The sequence below is a fragment of the Dyadobacter fanqingshengii genome, from assembly GCF_023822005.2.
In the GTDB taxonomy this organism is placed as follows: Bacteria; Bacteroidota; Bacteroidia; order Cytophagales; family Spirosomataceae; genus Dyadobacter; species Dyadobacter fanqingshengii.
Genome location: NZ_CP098806.1, coordinates 1,209,713 through 1,226,733 on the forward strand (window position 1 = coordinate 1,209,713; position 17,021 = coordinate 1,226,733).

Annotated in this window: 11 protein-coding genes; 7 read left to right on the forward strand and 4 right to left on the reverse strand. The window is 45.0% G+C overall.

What is annotated here, in order from left to right:
* Positions 1–120: 120 nt before the first annotated feature.
* The 3 genes from NFI81_RS04825 (at position 121) to NFI81_RS04835 (ending at position 7,115) form a co-directional block, all read left to right on the forward strand.
* Positions 121–2,196: a prolyl oligopeptidase family serine peptidase gene (locus tag NFI81_RS04825; RefSeq protein WP_234613737.1), complete on the forward strand. Its 2,076-nt coding sequence runs from the start codon at positions 121–123 to the stop codon at positions 2,194–2,196.
* Between the two features lie 184 nt (positions 2,197–2,380).
* Complete coding sequence (locus NFI81_RS04830; RefSeq protein WP_234613736.1) at positions 2,381–3,880, forward strand: Y-family DNA polymerase; 1,500 nt, start codon at positions 2,381–2,383, stop codon at positions 3,878–3,880.
* 4 nt (positions 3,881–3,884) lie between these two features.
* Positions 3,885–7,115: an error-prone DNA polymerase gene (locus NFI81_RS04835; protein ID WP_234613735.1), complete on the forward strand. Its 3,231-nt coding sequence runs from the start codon at positions 3,885–3,887 to the stop codon at positions 7,113–7,115.
* A 19-nt stretch (positions 7,116–7,134) separates the two neighbouring features.
* Here the strand turns inward: NFI81_RS04835 and NFI81_RS04840 are convergent, their stop codons facing one another.
* The 4 genes from NFI81_RS04840 to NFI81_RS04855 form a co-directional block, all read right to left on the reverse strand.
* Positions 7,135–8,379, reverse strand: coding sequence for a hypothetical protein (locus NFI81_RS04840; RefSeq protein WP_234613733.1), 1,245 nt, complete (start codon positions 8,377–8,379; stop codon positions 7,135–7,137).
* Complete coding sequence (locus NFI81_RS04845; protein ID WP_234613731.1) at positions 8,366–8,950, reverse strand: RNA polymerase sigma factor; 585 nt, start codon at positions 8,948–8,950, stop codon at positions 8,366–8,368. Before NFI81_RS04845 ends, NFI81_RS04840 begins: the two co-directional genes overlap by 14 nt.
* A gap of 53 nt (positions 8,951–9,003) precedes the next feature.
* Entirely contained in the window at positions 9,004–9,951 is a 948-nt protein-coding gene (locus tag NFI81_RS04850) for a hypothetical protein (RefSeq protein WP_234613730.1), read from the reverse strand.
* Positions 9,952–10,097: 146 nt separating this feature from the next.
* On the reverse strand, positions 10,098–11,864 hold the full coding sequence (locus tag NFI81_RS04855; protein WP_234613729.1) for a M56 family metallopeptidase: 1,767 nt from the start codon (positions 11,862–11,864) through the stop codon (positions 10,098–10,100).
* A gap of 182 nt (positions 11,865–12,046) precedes the next feature.
* Between NFI81_RS04855 and NFI81_RS04860 the strand changes: the two genes are divergently transcribed.
* The 4 genes from NFI81_RS04860 to NFI81_RS04875 all read left to right on the forward strand — a co-directional run bounded on the left by NFI81_RS04860 (position 12,047) and on the right by NFI81_RS04875 (position 16,996).
* The gene (locus NFI81_RS04860) at positions 12,047–12,892 is read left to right on the forward strand and encodes a hypothetical protein (protein ID WP_234613728.1); all 846 of its coding nucleotides are present in this window, start codon (positions 12,047–12,049) and stop codon (positions 12,890–12,892) included.
* 20 nt (positions 12,893–12,912) lie between these two features.
* Positions 12,913–13,863 (forward strand): TonB family protein, encoded by a 951-nt coding sequence (locus NFI81_RS04865; protein ID WP_234613727.1) that lies wholly within the window; start codon positions 12,913–12,915, stop codon positions 13,861–13,863.
* 69 nt (positions 13,864–13,932) lie between these two features.
* Complete coding sequence (locus tag NFI81_RS04870; protein WP_234613726.1) at positions 13,933–14,325, forward strand: response regulator; 393 nt, start codon at positions 13,933–13,935, stop codon at positions 14,323–14,325.
* 103 nt (positions 14,326–14,428) lie between these two features.
* Positions 14,429–16,996, forward strand: coding sequence for a ligand-binding sensor domain-containing protein (locus NFI81_RS04875; protein WP_234613725.1), 2,568 nt, complete (start codon positions 14,429–14,431; stop codon positions 16,994–16,996).
* Positions 16,997–17,021: the final 25 nt, after the last annotated feature.

Below are 17,021 nucleotides of genomic sequence, written 5' to 3' on the forward strand. Positions count from 1 at the left end.
TCCGGTTTTGGAGCTTTTTTGTTGATTATCAGTATAAATCGGGTAATTATACGCAGAGAGGAAAGGGTTATAAAGTCTATTTTTGGTTGAAACGTTCTTTCACTGCTAACCCGAAAATTTATGAAGTTAAAATTTACGCTGATTGTCATTTTTGGTACAATACAATTCGCCCACGCACAGTCCGAAGACCCTTACCTCTGGCTGGAAGAGGTTGACAGCAAGAAATCGCTTGAATTTGTGGAAAAGCAAAACAAGCTGACCATGGAGAAACTGGGTGGACAGACCAGCTATCAACCGATTTACGATAAGAGCCTGGAAATTTACAATTCTACGGACAGGATCCCTGATCCGTCTATACAAGGCGGTTATATTTATAATTTTTGGCAGGATAAGGAACATGTGCGAGGCATTTGGAGGAGGAGTACGAAGGTAAGTTACCTGAGCGGCAAGCCGGTGTGGGATATCTTGCTGGATCTGGACGGGATGCATGCCAAGGATAGTATTAAATGGGTTTTCAAGGGCGCATCAGGCCTTTTTCCCGATTACAACCGATTTATGGTGTCCTTATCCAAAGGTGGTGGTGATGCGACAGTTATCCGGGAGTTCGATCCTAAAATGAAAACTTTTATTGAAAATGGGTTTAGCATTCCGGAATCCAAAGGAGATGTAAGTTATCTCGATGTCAATACATTAATTGTCTCGTCGGATTTTGGTTCGGGTACGATGACGACTTCCGGCTATCCGCGTCAGATCAAGCTTTGGAAGCGCGGAACGGAGCTTAGGGACGCCAGGCTTATTTTCCAAGGGGACAGTGCGGATGTGGGTTCCTTTGGTTTTTTGATGCGCGACGATACCACAAAATATTTGATGATCTCGCGAATAGTCACATTCTTTTCAACCAGAACATTTGTTTGGGTTAACAATAAAGCAGTGCCGCTGGATGTGCCGGACGATAGTCAAATTTCTGGTATTCTGAAAAATCAGTTGATCCTAAGCCTGAGATCAGACTGGAAACTGGGGGGCGCCGTTTTCAAACAGGGCGCGGTCATTGGCTTGAATTTCAAATCGTTACTAGCCGGTAAGCAAGAACCGTTATTGATTTTTCAGCCGGACGAATTTTCAAGTGTTTCTCAACTTTCATTTACCAAAAACCGCTTGCTGCTGAACTTGTTGACAAACGTAAAAAGCGAATTATATGCTTACGCATTTGCTAATAAGACCTGGACTAAACAGAAGGTGGATGCACCGGATTTTGGAGCATTAACCAATGGGAGCGCAGATGAATTTTCGGACCAATACTTTTTCTATTTCACAAATTTCCTCAAACCGTCAACATTGTATGTGGCTGATGCCAAGCTGAATACGGTGAAAGCTTACAAATCGCTGCCAGATTTTTTTGATGCAAGCAAATACAAAGTAGATCAGGTCAAGGCCAAATCAGCCGATGGCACACTGATCCCTTATTTTGTCATCGCTTCCAAAACCCTGGATTTGAATGGCAAAAACCCAACGCTGCTTTACGCATACGGGGGATTTGAAGTATCCGAAGTGCCTTTTTACTCTGGTGTAATGGGCAACGCATGGCTCGATAACGGTGGAGTTTACGTCCTGGCGAACATTCGCGGCGGCGGAGAATATGGACCAAAATGGCACCAGGCAGGGCTTAAAGAAAAGCGTCAGAATGTGTACGACGATTTCCATGCCGTAGCACAGGACGTGATTACTAAAAAGATCACTTCAAGCCGAAACCTGGGCATTATCGGCGGCAGTAATGGCGGCTTGCTGGTGGGTGCCGCTTTCACGCAGCGGCCGGATTTATATAATGCAGTAGTTTGCGCCGTGCCGCTGCTCGATATGAAGCGGTACAACAAACTTCTGGCAGGTGCCAGCTGGATGGGCGAATATGGCGACCCGGACAAGCCGGAAGAATGGGAATACATTAAAAAATACTCCCCTTACCACAATCTCAAAGAGGACGCCAAATACCCCGAAGTATTTTTCACCACCTCCACACGTGACGACCGCGTCCATCCTGGTCACGCCCGAAAAATGGTTGCCAAAATGCTTGATATGGGTTACACCATTTATTACTTCGAAAATACCGAGGGCGGCCACGCCGGTTCATCAACAAACGAGCAAAGGGCGAAAACATCTGCATTACAATACTCCTATTTACTGATGAAATTGAAAGAATAATTGTTAGCATAATTTCTTTGTGCTGACTACTGACAAAACAATTTGTTAACGAAAACAAAGTAAAGAAAATCCTTGCGACTAAGCAAGAGATTTGATATCATTGTGACCAAATTAAAGATATCAATAATATCATATTAACATTTAGTCATTGATTAACAAATAGTTATGTAAACGAAATAGGATTATGCCCCAGCGCTTTGCTAACATATGGTTTCGACATTTAATCACAGATTGGGTTGTGACGGAACGTCCTGAGCTGGCTGGTGAGCCCTTTGTTTTAGCCGCTCCGGAGCGTGGTAGAATGGTTGTGAGAGCAGCAAGTGCGAAGGCGATAGAAAATGGAATTGGCATTGGAATGGTTGCAGCTGATGCAAGAGCACTTTTTCCCACTTTGGAAGTGATAGATGATCAGCCGGGTAAGGCGGCTGAACTACTGACTGAATTGGCGGAATGGTGTATACGCTATACACCCATTGTTGCCATAGACGTTCCCGACGGCCTGATGCTGGACATTACAGGTTGTGCGCATCTCTGGGGTGGGGAACGCGCATATTTAAAAGACATCATCATCCGGCTGAGACAGAAAGGTTATCATGTAAGCGCTGCCATAGCGGATACAGTGGGCAGTGCGTGGGCGGTTGCCCATTTTGGACATGACAAGCGCATTGTACAACCCAATCGTATTTCCGATGCATTAATGCCTTTACCACCGGCCGCATTGCGTCTTGAAATGGTGGTGGTTGAGCGGATGCAAAAACTGGGGTTCTATCAGATTCGGAACTTCATTAATATGCCTCGTTCGGTACTCAGAAGACGGTTTGGGCAGCAGCTTTTGGATCGGGTGGACCAGGCTTTCGGGCATGCTGTTGAGGTTATTGAATCAATAAAGCCTGCGGTGCCTTACCAGGAGCGGTTGCCATGTATGGAGCCGATTGTTACCGCAACGGGCATTCAGATCGCTTTGCGCCGCCTCCTGGAAATGCTGTGCCGGCGACTGGTGAAAGAAGGGAAAGGTTTACGGACTGCGGTTTTCAAAGGATTTCGGGTGGACGGGAAAATAGTACAGATCGATATTGTTACCAACCGGGGATCATTCCATGTCGGGCACCTCTACAAGCTTTTTGAACTGAAAATTGCCACCATGGAGCCGGCATTAGGCATTGAGTTGTTCTTGCTGGAAGCGCCTGTGACAGAAGTTGTTAATGAAGTACAGGAAAAGCTGTGGAATACAAATGCCGGCCAGGATAATGTAAACCTGATAGAATTGCTGGACAGGCTTGCGGGTAAGGCCGGAATTAAAACGATCCATCGCTATGTGCCGGACGAGCATTACTGGCCGGAAAGATCCATTAAACTCACCCGGTCTTTGCAGGAAAAGCCGCAAACTTCATGGCGTACGGACCGTCCCAGGCCTATTTATTTACTACCCGACCCATTGCCGATAGAAGTTGCGGCACCTGTCCCGGATTATCCGCCTATGCTGTTCAGGCTGAATGATTATGTCCATAATATTACAAAGGCAGACGGCCCCGAGCGGATTGAAAGGGAATGGTGGCTGGACCAAGGCATGCACCGGGATTACTATTGTGTTGAAGATCAGTCCGGTGTGCGTTACTGGATCTTCCGGCTCGGGCATTATGATAATGAAGCTTCCAAATGGTTTATCCACGGTTTTTTTGCCTGAAATAATGAGCTATACCGAATTGCAGGTAACGACCAATTTTAGCTTCCTCCGCGGCGGATCGCACCCGGAGGAATTGGTGCAGCAGGCTTTGATTTATGAATACAAGAAAATTGCGATAACCGACCGGAATACCCTGGCGGGCATTGTACGCGGCCATGCGGCCGCCAAAGGGAAAGATATTAGCATCATCCCAGCCTGTCGCCTGGATTTGCTGGACGGGCCGAGTTTGTTGGCCTATCCGACTACGCAAGGAGCTTATTCTCAGCTCTCTTCTTTGCTCACCGAAGGAAATTTACGAGCGGAAAAAGGAGACTGTCATTTGTACAAGGCAGATGTTTTCCGTTATGCAGGCGGAATAAAGTTCATTGTAGTTCCTCCCGCGGCTTTGAATGTCCATTTTGATTTTGAACCAGAATTTAAACAAACATTAAAAGAGTATAAAAAGGCTTTCGGAACGGATCTATACATTGCTGCTGCCCGCTCTTACCAGGGCGACGATACTAAAAAACTGCATCGTATTTCGCAGCTGGCTAGCCAGATGGACATTCCCATGGTGGCGACCAATGATGTGTATTACCATAATCCGGTGCGACGGGAATTGCAGGACGTGCTAACCTGCATTAGGGAGAAATGCACGATTCATGATGCAGGTTTCCGCCTATATCAGAATGGGGAAAGGTTTTTAAAGCCTATTGACGAAATGCAAAGGCTTTTCAGGCAATATCCCGACGCCCTCAAGCGAACGCAGGAGATTGCGGATGCTTGCCAGTTTTCCCTGAATGAGCTGAAATATGTTTATCCTGAGGAGATTACAAGTTCGGGCAACTCTGCCATGGTTGAGCTGCAAGTACTAACCTGGAAAGGAGCTGCGGAGCGCTTTGGCGCATGCATACCGCAGAAAGTCGAAGATGCGATCAATTATGAGATGCAATTTGTGGAGGAAATGGATTATGCTCCTTACTTCCTGACTGTTTATGACATCGTGCGTTTTGCCAGAGAACAAAAAATCCTCTGTCAGGGCCGTGGCTCCGCGGCTAATTCAACGGTCTGTTATTGTTTGGGCATAACTTCTGTTGACCCGACGGAAATAGACCTGCTTTTTGAGCGGTTTATATCTTCTGCCAGGAATGAGCCTCCGGATATTGATGTGGATTTTGAGCACGAGCGGAGGGAAGAAGTGATCCAGTATATTTATCAAAAATATGGCCGGGACAGGGCGGGGATTGTAGCAACGGTAACACAAATGCATCAGCGGGGCGCGATCCGCGACGTGGCTAAGGCAATGGGCATGTCTGTGGATGCCATTAACCGGCTTGCCAATTCAATCTGGGAATTCACGGATGAGTGGTTTGAGGGCAAACGCGTTGCTGAACAGGGCTTTAACCCTAACGATCCGCATTTGATCAAGATCCTCGACCTGACCAAACAATACATTGGATTTCCCCGGCAGCTTGGACAGCATACCGGCGGCTTCGTGATAACACAAGGCAAACTGTCAGATTTATGCCCGATTATGAATGCGCGTATGGTGGACCGGACATGCATAGAATGGAATAAGGATGACATTGATACACTGGGTTTTCTGAAAATAGATGTGCTGGCTTTGGGTATGCTGACCTGCATACGGAAAGCGTTTGATCTGGCCAGCAAACACTACGACAAGGATTATACGCTGGCTAATATCCCGCAAAACCGGGAAGATGTGTATGATATGATCTGCGCTGCGGATACCATTGGTGTTTTTCAGATCGAAAGCCGGGCCCAGCAGTCTATGTTACCCCGGTTAAGGCCCCGTTGCTTTTATGATTTGGTGATTGAAGTTGCCATAGTTCGTCCCGGCCCGATTCAGGGGGATATGGTGCATCCTTACTTGCGTAGAAGGAATGGTGAAGAAGAAGTAAATTATCCTTCCAAAGAGCTGGAAGCGATTTTGGGTAAAACATTAGGTGTACCATTGTTTCAGGAACAGGCTATGAAAATTGCGATTGTGGCAGCTGGTTTTACACCGGCGGAAGCAGACGAATTGCGGCGAAGTATGGCCACTTTCAAAGTACAAGGAATGGTCACGAGATTTGAGAAAAAGCTTGTGTCCGGCATGACAGCGCGTGGTTACACGAAGGAATTTGCCATGCGTGTTTTCCGGCAATTGGAAGGTTTCGGAAGCTATGGTTTCCCGGAAAGCCACGCTGCCAGCTTTGCATTGCTAGTATACGTTTCCTGTTATCTTAAATGCGTGTATCCTGATGTTTTTGCCACGGCATTGTTAAACAGCATGCCTATGGGATTTTATCAACCCGCGCAGATCATTATTGATGCAAGAAAGCATGGTGTTGAAGTGAGGCCAATCGATATTAACCATTCGGATTGGGACAATCTTTTGGAAGAAAAGACAGTGAAATATTGCCCGATCCGGCTGGGTTTCAGGCAAATAAAGGGAATGCGGGAAGAAGATATAATGGCATTGATTGCGGCCCGAAAACGGCCATTTAGCAACATTCATACATTACGCGACGCCGGTATCTCGCAGGCTGCACTCGAAAAACTGGCGGATGCAGATGCGTTCAGGTCCATCGGGCTGGATAGGCGGCAGGCGCTTTGGGAGGTGTCGGCAATGAGTGACAGACCGATCGGTCTATTTGAAGGACAGCCATCCGAAAGCGCGTTGGAAGCACCGGTAGAATTGCCGCTTATGAGCGCTTCGGAGCACGTGGTGCAGGATTATACTTCTACATCTTTGTCATTAAAGGCGCATCCGGTGAGTTTTGTCAGGGAAAAATTGGATCTGCTTAATGTTTTTTCAACTAAAAAACTCGATCTGATCGGCAATGCCAGAATGGTTAAAGTAGCCGGACTAGTGCTCGTAAGGCAGCGCCCGGGCACTGCGGGCGGAGTTTGTTTTATCACCATCGAAGATGAAACCGGTTTTGCCAACCTGGTTGTATTTAAAAAACTCTTTGAGCAATACCGAAAGGAAATCCTGTATGCCAGGTTGTTGATGGTGGAGGGGAAATTGCAGCGGGAAGGGGAGGTTACCCATGTAATTGTTCAGAAATGCTATGATCTTTCTGTGCTTTTAAAAAAATTGACCGCCGCCGAGGAAGAAAATCCGGACATACTAACACTTTCGAGGGCCGATGAAAAAGATGAATATGCAACCCAGGCTGTGAACAGGAAACCGCCCGTAAGGAAAGATGTGCAAACAGAAATCTTCCCCAGCGGCCGGAATTTCAGATGATTTTTTCAGATCATCAAGCTCACTGATTGAACCTCAAACCAGCCGAAATACCAACCCTGTAAGGCTGGTAGTAAAATGGGTCACCCGAGCCGGAAAACTTGACCGGACTAAATTCTGCATAGGGGCCGATGTGGAGCGATGCGTTAGTGCTGATCGGAAATTGCTTGCCAATGCCTGCATTAACCCAGCCGATGCTTTGTTTCCGTATCGTGCCGTATGAATATTCCAGACCTGCCGAAGCATAATATTTGCCGACCGCAGCATTCCCCCAGCTTATCTGCTTATTGAGCCCAACCCCGATAAGACGGAAATTATTATCCTGGCTCACCCTTATTCCCTGGCGTATCACCTTGAAATGATCTTTATCGACGGTTTGTACAATGTAATCATTACCAGCAATTTCGTAAGAATACGTTTGCTGAAAATGACTGTAATGAAGCATCAATTGAAAACCTTTCTTCTCTACGCCCAGGCTTAACTTGTAGCCCAGTGACCGCAAAGAAAAGGTGGACGGAAACTCGAAATTCTGGAAACTCTGCGCACCGGAGGGCACTGTTAAAATCTGGTATGATTGCAAAATCGCTGCGTTAACAAGCCAGTTAAAATTACCAACGCCGGTTTTTACCACAGGCTTAATGTCAGTCTTCGGAACATTAATCTCAGTCATGCCCGCATCAACTGATGTCAATGTAAAAGGTTGGTTATCAATTTCATTTACGGCGAAATGGATAGCATTGTCAGTTGCTGATTCTACGGATGGCTGCGCTGATAAATTGTTTGCATTCTCATTGAACTCAGCACCTGGGTCTTTGATTGTGGTTGAAAATTGAGTTTCTGACAGTGGAGGGTTTACGGAATTGTTTTTGGGTTTACGATTTGGAATGGCTGAAAAACTACGTTCTATATCCTTTGAAACCGACGGTAATGTTGCCCCGGAAACCGTCTTATTTTCAAATGACACTGCTGTCGCAACATTCAACTTAGCAACATTTAATTTAGCAATAGCTGCTTTTGAAACTCCGACTTTCGAAACTGCTGCTTTTGCAATATCTTTTTTCCTGAAATGCTGGTCAGTTACTATGCCAACGATGGCTATACTTACAAATAATAAGGTGAAAAACAGATATTTCCATTGCGGACCCGGTTTAAGACCAGCGCGTATTTTTTCAAATGCAGACGGATTAGGCGCATCCTCAAAATTGTCAAATTTGCGTTTAAGGGCTGCCCGCAATGCCTCATTGAGTTTATCCTCAGAAGTTTTCATGATGCACGATCCCTTTAAGTTCTAATTTTTTTAATAGCAAATTACGTCCCCTCATAAACTGCGACCGTGAAGTCGCGTCCGGAATAGAGAGCAATTCGCCAATTTCAGTATGTGTATAGCCGTCAATCAGGTGCAGGTTAATGATTGTTCTGTATTTGTCTGGCAGTTCGTTAATAATGGCCAACAAATCTTTCACATTCAACTGGTCGATAATTTTCCCGTAATCGTCCGATTCCAACTGAATATCCATGTTATCAATCGAACCATTAAGGTCCTGTTGCTTCGTGGTCCGGTGATAATAATTGATCGCCGTCCTGACGACCGTTACTTTAACCCAGCTATCCACCGAATCCGGGTCTTTCAAATCCTGAATGTTGTTAAAAATCTTGATAAATGCCTCCTGAAAAATGTCTTCCGCTTCCATTCTTGTTCTTGCATAACGCTGGCAAACACCCGTTAACCGCCCTTTGTATCGCTCATAAAATGCAGTCTGCGCACTCGGATCCTGCTTTTGACAAGCTTTCACCAGCATGGCCAGATTACTGAATTTTTTTGAGAGAAAAAACTTCATAAAGTCCGGAACGTGAATGCGTTAAGGTAAATTTTTTAAAATATATAAACAGTTTACTGGAAATAAATAAAGTACGATTTGTTAACCAATTTGCCATCAGCGTCAAACTGCAGATCGCAAGAATCGAACGTTGTGTTATTCATATATCTGAGGATGTAGCATTTGGAACCTCTGTATTCTCCCATCCACTGCATACCGGCGATGGGCTGGGATGTGAAACTGGCAAGCTCGGGCGATGCGTCGATATACTGTTGGATAGCCTCTGGCAGCTTGTCGAAATTGGGTGGCGAAGAAAGGTCTTCGGGCTCATTAAATGCCCTGCTAAACCACTTTAAATCACCCGCTTCATTAAAAAGGAGATACGCGTACGTTTTCACTCCCGCCTTATCGAAACTGACCATCACCTCATAAAACTTCTCATAGTTTAACTGCACCTTAACTTCTATCCCCTCAAATTTGATGTTCGGATCAGCGTTAACGAACGCTTGAACGTTTTGAGGAAGCAAGCTCATATCATTCAGAAGGATCGAATAAAGCCTCGGTTCGAACGCCGCCCCGGCAACCCGATTGTTCACATAAAGCCAGTCGAAAACATAATCAGTGCCGTACAGATTGTATATGAGCCTGTTTCTATGATCCGGCATATCAAACCCAATCATTTCCCGGTTTGCACTAAACGTTCCACCTTTCAGCGCACTTTTTTCAAGCAGATCGAGTAACCTGGGTGGTGCAACCTCGGATTTATAGCGATAGGTTTCCCAAATTTTCGTGCTATCTGCAAGCGTTAAAAATTTGTCCGCTCCCTGATCAAATTTCACTTCCCAAACCAGCTTTTCAAGCAGCGGTTTAAACACTAAATTCTCTGCATTCGGATACCATTGTTTCACCTGTGCAATCACAATTGTAGGCACCGGTTCCGGTTCAACCGGCTCTAACTGATTGACTTGGTTGCAGGAAACAATGGAAAACAAGCAAAGGATGCACAGAACAACGACTCTCATACCAACTCAATCTAAAATCTCAAATTTGACTCGTAAAAGTTACCTATAAATTAAGGAATTCGCTACACCATAAGCGTACGGTCAATTACAGAGACACGGGATTTAGAAAGAAGCGTTGCGCATTTTTTAAAATTATTTGCTGACAATCATCCATTATAACGAACGCCGGTGAAACGAAGCCCTGTGGCGCCGTCCCAATTGTAGACCCACTCGGTCCACGAACGTTCGAGATATTTGGCTTTCAATTTTTGGTGCAGCGATTCCGGCTGCTCCACGCCATTGACGATCAAAAACATATTGTGGAGCTTATATGAAAGTTTTTCCCTGGTGGTGATAACTCCTTCGGCGAGCAGGTCCTGGATCAGGTTTTCCTGCATTACCAGCTCCTGAGCCCTTCTATTCTGGCGATTTTCCAAGGCAAGTCCTTCCAATTCTTTATATAAACTGTCAATGTCTGCACTGCGTTTGGCTAATGTTTGCGATGACGTGTTCACCATCTCATTTTGCACATTGACCAGAACCGCGTTTTGCGCCAATTGCTCTTTTCGTTTTTCAAATACCTCCGCACGCAATTTTGTCTCCAACGTTTTAGAACGAATATCGCTTTTTTCAGCCCCAACCAGCAAGTATGCCTTATAATGAAGCTCCTGTACTTTTTTCAGGTCCTTTGCTTCAACGGCGCCTTTAAGTTTAGTCAGAAGTGATTTAATGTCTGATAATGAATCATTTACCTCTATTTTCTGCTTTATTGCAACGGACTTGCCGTTCAAATAAGCAGCTTTGACTTTTGATGTGGCCAATATGGGCCTCGTACTTTCCATTATTACCGGCTTTTGCTGCATCTCTTTCGCCGGACCGGTGTTAACCGTCTTTACAGGTGTTAGATATGCCGCTGAAATGAATGCAACAGCAGTAAGGCAGCTCATTATCGAAAATTTTTCCATGGTATTGAGTTGTTTATTCGTGTTATAAATGATCCTTTTAATGCGGTTCAGTAAGTAATTGTTTGTGCCTATGAATGATAATCCGGGATTCTTAGCAGCGCATTTTGCTTCGTGAAATGATACAAGGGCCTGCACCAGCGTGTCGCGTTCTTCGGTAACCTCAATCACCAGGTCGTCACAGCAATTTTCTCGCTCCATTCTTATTAAAGCAGAGAGCCATAGCAATGCGGGATTGAAAAAGTACAGATTTTCTCCAAGGCTTTGCAGCAAGTTGACCAGATAGTCGTGGCGTCTCACATGCGCCAGCTCATGCAAAAGGATCGCCTCCACCTGATCGTGTGGCAAACTGGTCAGAAAGCCAAGGGGAACAATGATTACCGGTCGGACAATCCCTTGTAAGCTGGGCGCTTGTAAAAGTTCGGATTCCAGCAGTAAAATTTTCCCATAAACGCCCATTCTGACCGCCAAACGACGTATTTGCCAGTTCCAGGCATCATTGACCGGATACACATTCGTGTGCCTGACCCGATTAATGTAAAGCAGGCCAGTCACCGTACGGGCCGATTTGAAAATGAAAAAGAACAGCCAAACCATTAAGATCTGCATTTGATAATGATCAAGAAACTGGCTGGTTTTATCAATGAATGAGGTTCCTAAATGCTTGGGAACAAAATTGATTGCAAGCGGGGCTCGATCTGTAACCTGAGGCACAAAGACAGCATTTGTCGTTTCAGAATAGCCTTTCTTAATAGCAAGTAGGAAAGTGGCGCCATTGACAGTAATAAAGAACAAAAGCAACCCTGCAAACAGATTATAGCGAATTGCAGGTCTGGATTTGACAGTCAGCATCAAAATAATTCCGGTGAGCAGTGCAACAACTAACCCTTGCCAGAGCGAATGGATTAATGTCCAGCGAAATGCTTTCGCCAGCGGTTGAAAATGAAGGGGATCCGAAAAATCGATAGCCATTATCCTGAGGTTAAGGTTAATGTTACAAGACTATATCCAAAGGTAGGAAATATTTCGTACGAATTAATGTTTATGGATATTTTTTATAAAAATCATTCATTGTTTAATGTATCAATATTTATTATTTTACAACGCATTCTCAAAATATTTGTCCTTGTTCCGATAACCAACGTGGAACCAAGATGAAAAACCTCGTAAGCCTGACCTTTCTGTTCCTGTTTTGCTTTTGCATTAGCTGCAAAAAAGAAGATGATATTGGTATTTCCATACTTCGCGACGAGGGTTTGGGACTTTATTGGGATCATAACGTATCTGATTACGGACGGCAATATTTGTTCAATTTCATTAGTAACAAGTCCACCCGGGACGAATACGAGTTTAAATTGGCTTATGCAATCAGTGGCAACGCAGTAACAGTTCGTCTGGAGGAAGTCATTCACAAGGGTAAATGCCAGAAATTTCCGGGACCGTGGGGTGACGTTTGTACATCGGACGGCGTCATGTACATTCCCGAAGAAGAGCTTCCAACCGGTAATTATGATTTCAAGCTGGTTATAGGCAATGTGTCAATAACCTCAAAATTAACGGTCGAAAATGACAAGGTTACTTTGGATGTGCCGCCCAACAGCCTATTCAGCAATAACATCCCGACCATTTATCCTTTGCCGAAGGGCTTAATTTACGGAAGCGTTGTTTATTCGGGAAAGGAGAATGAAAAATTTGCGAAAAACCTGCTCAAAGATCTGGAAACGCTTGATTTGAAAGCCGCTGTCCTTCCGCCTTACAAATATAGATATCTGGATCCTGAGCGGAACCAGCACTTACAGGCTACATCCTGGGAACCGGATGAACATTCAATATCCATTATTTATCGTTCCAATGCGGACTTTAAATCAGTATTCGATATAACAAAAAAGCATTTCGAGTTATCGGGGAAAAAGTTAACGATCGGCATTTTCAGCACGAGCAAGGCAAATGAAATACACATTTCGCCCTACGAAGAGCCGAGAGTTTATTACGGAAAGTAATTTAAGTAACTGTACGAATTATGAAGGGTCAAATAATGCTGAATGCAATGGTTACAGGCGTTCTTGTTCTCCTAATGCTAGGCAAAAGTGCTGGGGCAAATCACGGATTTTATAAAGAAGCGATTCAGGTCAAAGGCACAATCAGGGACGTTAACGGTGTCCCCGTTTCCAATGCGGCCATTTATATTAAAGAATCAACACTGAGCACGGTGACCAATATCAGGGGCTATTTTGAGCTTGACCATGTTCCTGAAAACAGCACTCTGATTGTCAATCATACGGATTTTGAGTCGGTTGAAATAAATGTCAGGAAATCGGAAAAAGATTACGACATCATTCTCAAGGGCAAGCCCGGATGGGTGAGCCAGCGTGCAAAATCTGAGGCAAAGTCTAAAAAGTCAAATGAAACGGTTGAATCTTCGGGAAGTGGATTATCGCTGGAAAAGTGGCCCCGTTTCCCCGGCGGGACGAAGGAACTGGTTAAATTTCTGGCTCATCATATGCAGTATCCGCCTGAGGCACTTAAAGCGGAAGTAGAAGGTCAGGCCTCAGTCTCATTTTTTTTAGATGAAAAGGGAAATATCAGCAGTCCGGTAATTGTGAGCGGGCCAGGGTGGGGGATTGATGAAGAAGCCGTACGGCTTGTCCAAAACATGCCGCAGTGGACGCCCGCGCGGCAAAACGGGAAGCCTGTCGCAGTCCGGTATACCATTGTGATTCCTTTTGATCTGGAAATAGAAAAATTGCCTATTCACATTCGGGAAAAGCAACCTGATTTTTACAGCAGAAAAAGCCGTCTGGCAGTGTCGAAACCCATTTTTAAAAACGGGACGGAGTTCAGGCTTTTTTTCGACAGAATGCTGAACCTTTCGCATAGGGAGCCTCCTAAAATTGAACTTTACCGCTACAATATGATTTCCAGGCCTGTATTAATGCCCCCGCCGGTCATTGAAATGAAATATAGAAAATAAGCGGAACTGGCGGGAACAATTATTTTACCACACCACTCCGGAACTGTGTGTGGAACGGATTACACTAAAATGACTAACAATATATTACTTATAGACGATGATCCGGATGATCATGAGATCTTCGAATTTGCATTGGGAATAGCCTATCCAACAGCTATTTGCGAGCATTCCTACAATTGCCAGGATGCGGTTGATAAAATCCGGCAAAAGCTTTCTCCTTTACCGGAAAACATTTTTCTGGACGTCAATATGCCTACGATGGAGTTGCCGAAATGCTTGTTTGCCATCAATGAGGCGCTTGGTGCAAACCACGCGGACATTGTTATTCTTACCGGCTTCTCAACAGCCGATCTTCCCAATTTCAACGCTTTTGGCGTAGTAAAAGTCATTTCAAAACCCAGCACAATCGAGTTACTAGCAGAGGAAATTCAGGAAGTTGTGGGCCATAGGGTCAGCGCCTGACGTGTATCAATGGCTTTGCGCGTTATTTTATAATATTTCTTTGCAGAGTTACAAATTCAGTTAAATTTACGTAGAAATAGTTGCAAACTGAATGTGACCCCGCATGCGTAAAACCTTTACTTTCTTTTTTATCCTTCTTTATTCCGTAACCCATTCATTTTCCCAAAATAGAAACGCAATATTCCTCCATTTGACCACGGGGCAGGGGTTGTCGCAAAACAACGTCACCTGCATTGCGAAAGATAAGCGTGGATTCATGTGGTTTGGAACGCAGGACGGCCTCAACAGATTTGACGGGTATAAATTCACTGTGTACAGAAATGATCCGCAGAATCCCCAAAGTATCAGTCATAATTACATTCACACCATTTTTGAAGACAGGCAGGGCAGGCTCTGGATCGGGACAGATGACGGCGGACTGAGCCGGTTTGACAGCGATAAGGGCACTTTTACGAATTATCTCCACAAAGCCGGCGACAACAACAGCATTGTCAATAACAAAGTGCACGCTATCGATCAGGACAAAAGCGGAAATATCTGGCTGGGAACCGTTGGCGGGGGTGTCAGTGTCTTCAATCCCGAAAAAAATACATTTCGAAATTATTCCAGTAATCCAAAAATATCGGGTAGTCTGAGCCATAACGTCGTCAGCGACGTAACGGTAGATAGAAATGGGACCGTCTGGATTGCCACAGGTGGCGGGGGGCTTAACAAGTTTAATGCTGCCACAAACAGCTTTCTTCACTATAAGAGCAACTCCGGCAATGCTGCCTCGCTCAGCAGCAACGATCTGAATGAAGTTTTGGAAGATTCACGTGGCAGGTTATGGATTGCCACAGAGGGTGGAGGCCTTAACCTGCTCAATCCGGATACAGGCACATTTACAACATTCAAACATCAGGATGGGCAACCGGCCGGTCTTTCTCATAATGATGTGATTTCACTGGAGGAGGATAAAAAGGGAAAACTATGGGTCGGCACGCGAAATGGCGGGATCAATATCTTGCAGGAAAACAATGAATTTATTCATTACAAATATGACAAGAACGACGTCGCAGGCTTGAATAATGGCTCCATTTACGCCATGTTCTGCGATCCGCAGGGAACAATGTGGGTAGGCACTTATAGTGGTGGAATCAATGTCATGGACCATGAGCTATTGAAATTTGGATTATATAAAACCAACACGAACGATCCGGAAAGCCTGAATAACGACAATGTCCTGACCGTCATGGAGGATTTTGAAGGAAAAATATGGGCCGGAACGGACGGGGGTGGCATCAATGTGCTGGACCGTAAGACCAATCAGATTACCCACTTTACGCATGATCCCGACAGGGAAAACAGCATTGCCAGCAACTACATCATTACGATGTGCGAAGACAATGCGCACGATATCTGGATAGGAAATTATAAAGGTGGTTTGAGCCTGTACGACAGGAAAACGGCCTCATTTCGGAATTTGAACAAAAGCGATAATCCTGCCTCCGCAATTTATGCCAACATTCACGTGATGACCAACGACGAAAGCAGGCATTGTCTGTGGCTCGGGACGTCGAGAGGATTGCTGAAATACGACAAAGTCTCGGGCAATGTGAGTGAATACAGGGCCAACGCCAATGTTCCCGGTTCGATCAGCAGTGATCTTATCCTGGCCGTTTTCGTGGATTCTGAAAAAAAGCTATGGGTAGGAACGGAGGGGAGCGGATTGAATTTATATGATGAAAAAAATAACCGGTTCACCACATTCAAATCTGATCCCAGGCAGGTTAAAAGTTTGTCCAACAATCAGGTAAACGCAATATATGAGGACAGGAATGGGCAGATTTGGGTCGCAACCAGCGGCGGCTTGAACCTGTTTGACAAGAAGAACGGAACATTTACACACTATAATAAATCCAATGGTCTGCCCAATGATGTGATTCAGGGAATCACGGAAGATGGTCGTGGGCTGCTTTGGGTAAGCTCCAATAAAGGGCTGTCGCGTTTTAATCCGAGAACAGCTGAATTCAGGAATTTTGATTTTAGTGACGGGTTGCAGCAAGGCTCATTCAACCGGATGTCGTTATTCAAAAATAAAGCTGGAGTAATATTCATAGGAGGGCAGTATGGACTCAACTTCTTCCACCCGGACAGTCTCAAATACAATACATTCATACCACCGGTTTTCATCACCGATTTCCAGATTTTTAATCAGCCGGTCAACAATCTTGATAAAGATGCCCCTATCGACAACCAGATCAGCGCAGCCAAAGAAATAACCGTTTCCTACGCGCAATCCATGCTTTCCTTCGAATTCACCGCGCTGAATTACACATTGTCAGAAAAAAACCAATATGCCTATCAACTGGTCGGATTTGACAAAGACTGGATTTACAGCGGCACAAACAGAAAGGCGACTTACACCAACCTTGATCCCGGGCATTATGTTTTCAAGGTGAAAGCTTCAAACAATGATGGCGTCTGGAACGAACAAGGAACGAGCATTATCCTGCATGTGACACCGCCATTCTGGAAAACGATCTGGTTTCGGACGCTGGCCATATTATGTGCTGCAGGAGGAATTTACGCCGTTTATCGCTGGCGGGTAGGAGCCATCAAGCGACAAAAAGATCTGTTGCAAATGCAGGTTGAGGAAAAGGACTGTGGAAGTGATCCGTCAAAAGCATGAACTTGAACTGCAATCCGCAGATCTG

Excerpts from the sequence above, each read along its gene's own strand:
- NFI81_RS04825 (WP_234613737.1), top strand. The coding sequence starts at position 121 with ATGAAGTTAAAATTTACGCTGATTGTCATTTTTGGTACAATACAATTC.
- NFI81_RS04830 (WP_234613736.1), top strand. The coding sequence starts at position 2,381 with ATGCCCCAGCGCTTTGCTAACATATGGTTTCGACATTTAATCACAGAT.
- NFI81_RS04835 (WP_234613735.1), top strand. The coding sequence starts at position 3,885 with ATGAGCTATACCGAATTGCAGGTAACGACCAATTTTAGCTTCCTCCGC.
- NFI81_RS04840 (WP_234613733.1), bottom strand. The coding sequence starts at position 8,379 with ATGAAAACTTCTGAGGATAAACTCAATGAGGCATTGCGGGCAGCCCTT.
- NFI81_RS04845 (WP_234613731.1), bottom strand. The coding sequence starts at position 8,950 with ATGAAGTTTTTTCTCTCAAAAAAATTCAGTAATCTGGCCATGCTGGTG.
- NFI81_RS04850 (WP_234613730.1), bottom strand. The coding sequence starts at position 9,951 with ATGAGAGTCGTTGTTCTGTGCATCCTTTGCTTGTTTTCCATTGTTTCC.
- NFI81_RS04855 (WP_234613729.1), bottom strand. The coding sequence starts at position 11,864 with ATGGCTATCGATTTTTCGGATCCCCTTCATTTTCAACCGCTGGCGAAA.
- NFI81_RS04860 (WP_234613728.1), top strand. The coding sequence starts at position 12,047 with ATGAAAAACCTCGTAAGCCTGACCTTTCTGTTCCTGTTTTGCTTTTGC.
- NFI81_RS04865 (WP_234613727.1), top strand. The coding sequence starts at position 12,913 with ATGAAGGGTCAAATAATGCTGAATGCAATGGTTACAGGCGTTCTTGTT.
- NFI81_RS04870 (WP_234613726.1), top strand. The coding sequence starts at position 13,933 with ATGACTAACAATATATTACTTATAGACGATGATCCGGATGATCATGAG.
- NFI81_RS04875 (WP_234613725.1), top strand. The coding sequence starts at position 14,429 with ATGCGTAAAACCTTTACTTTCTTTTTTATCCTTCTTTATTCCGTAACC.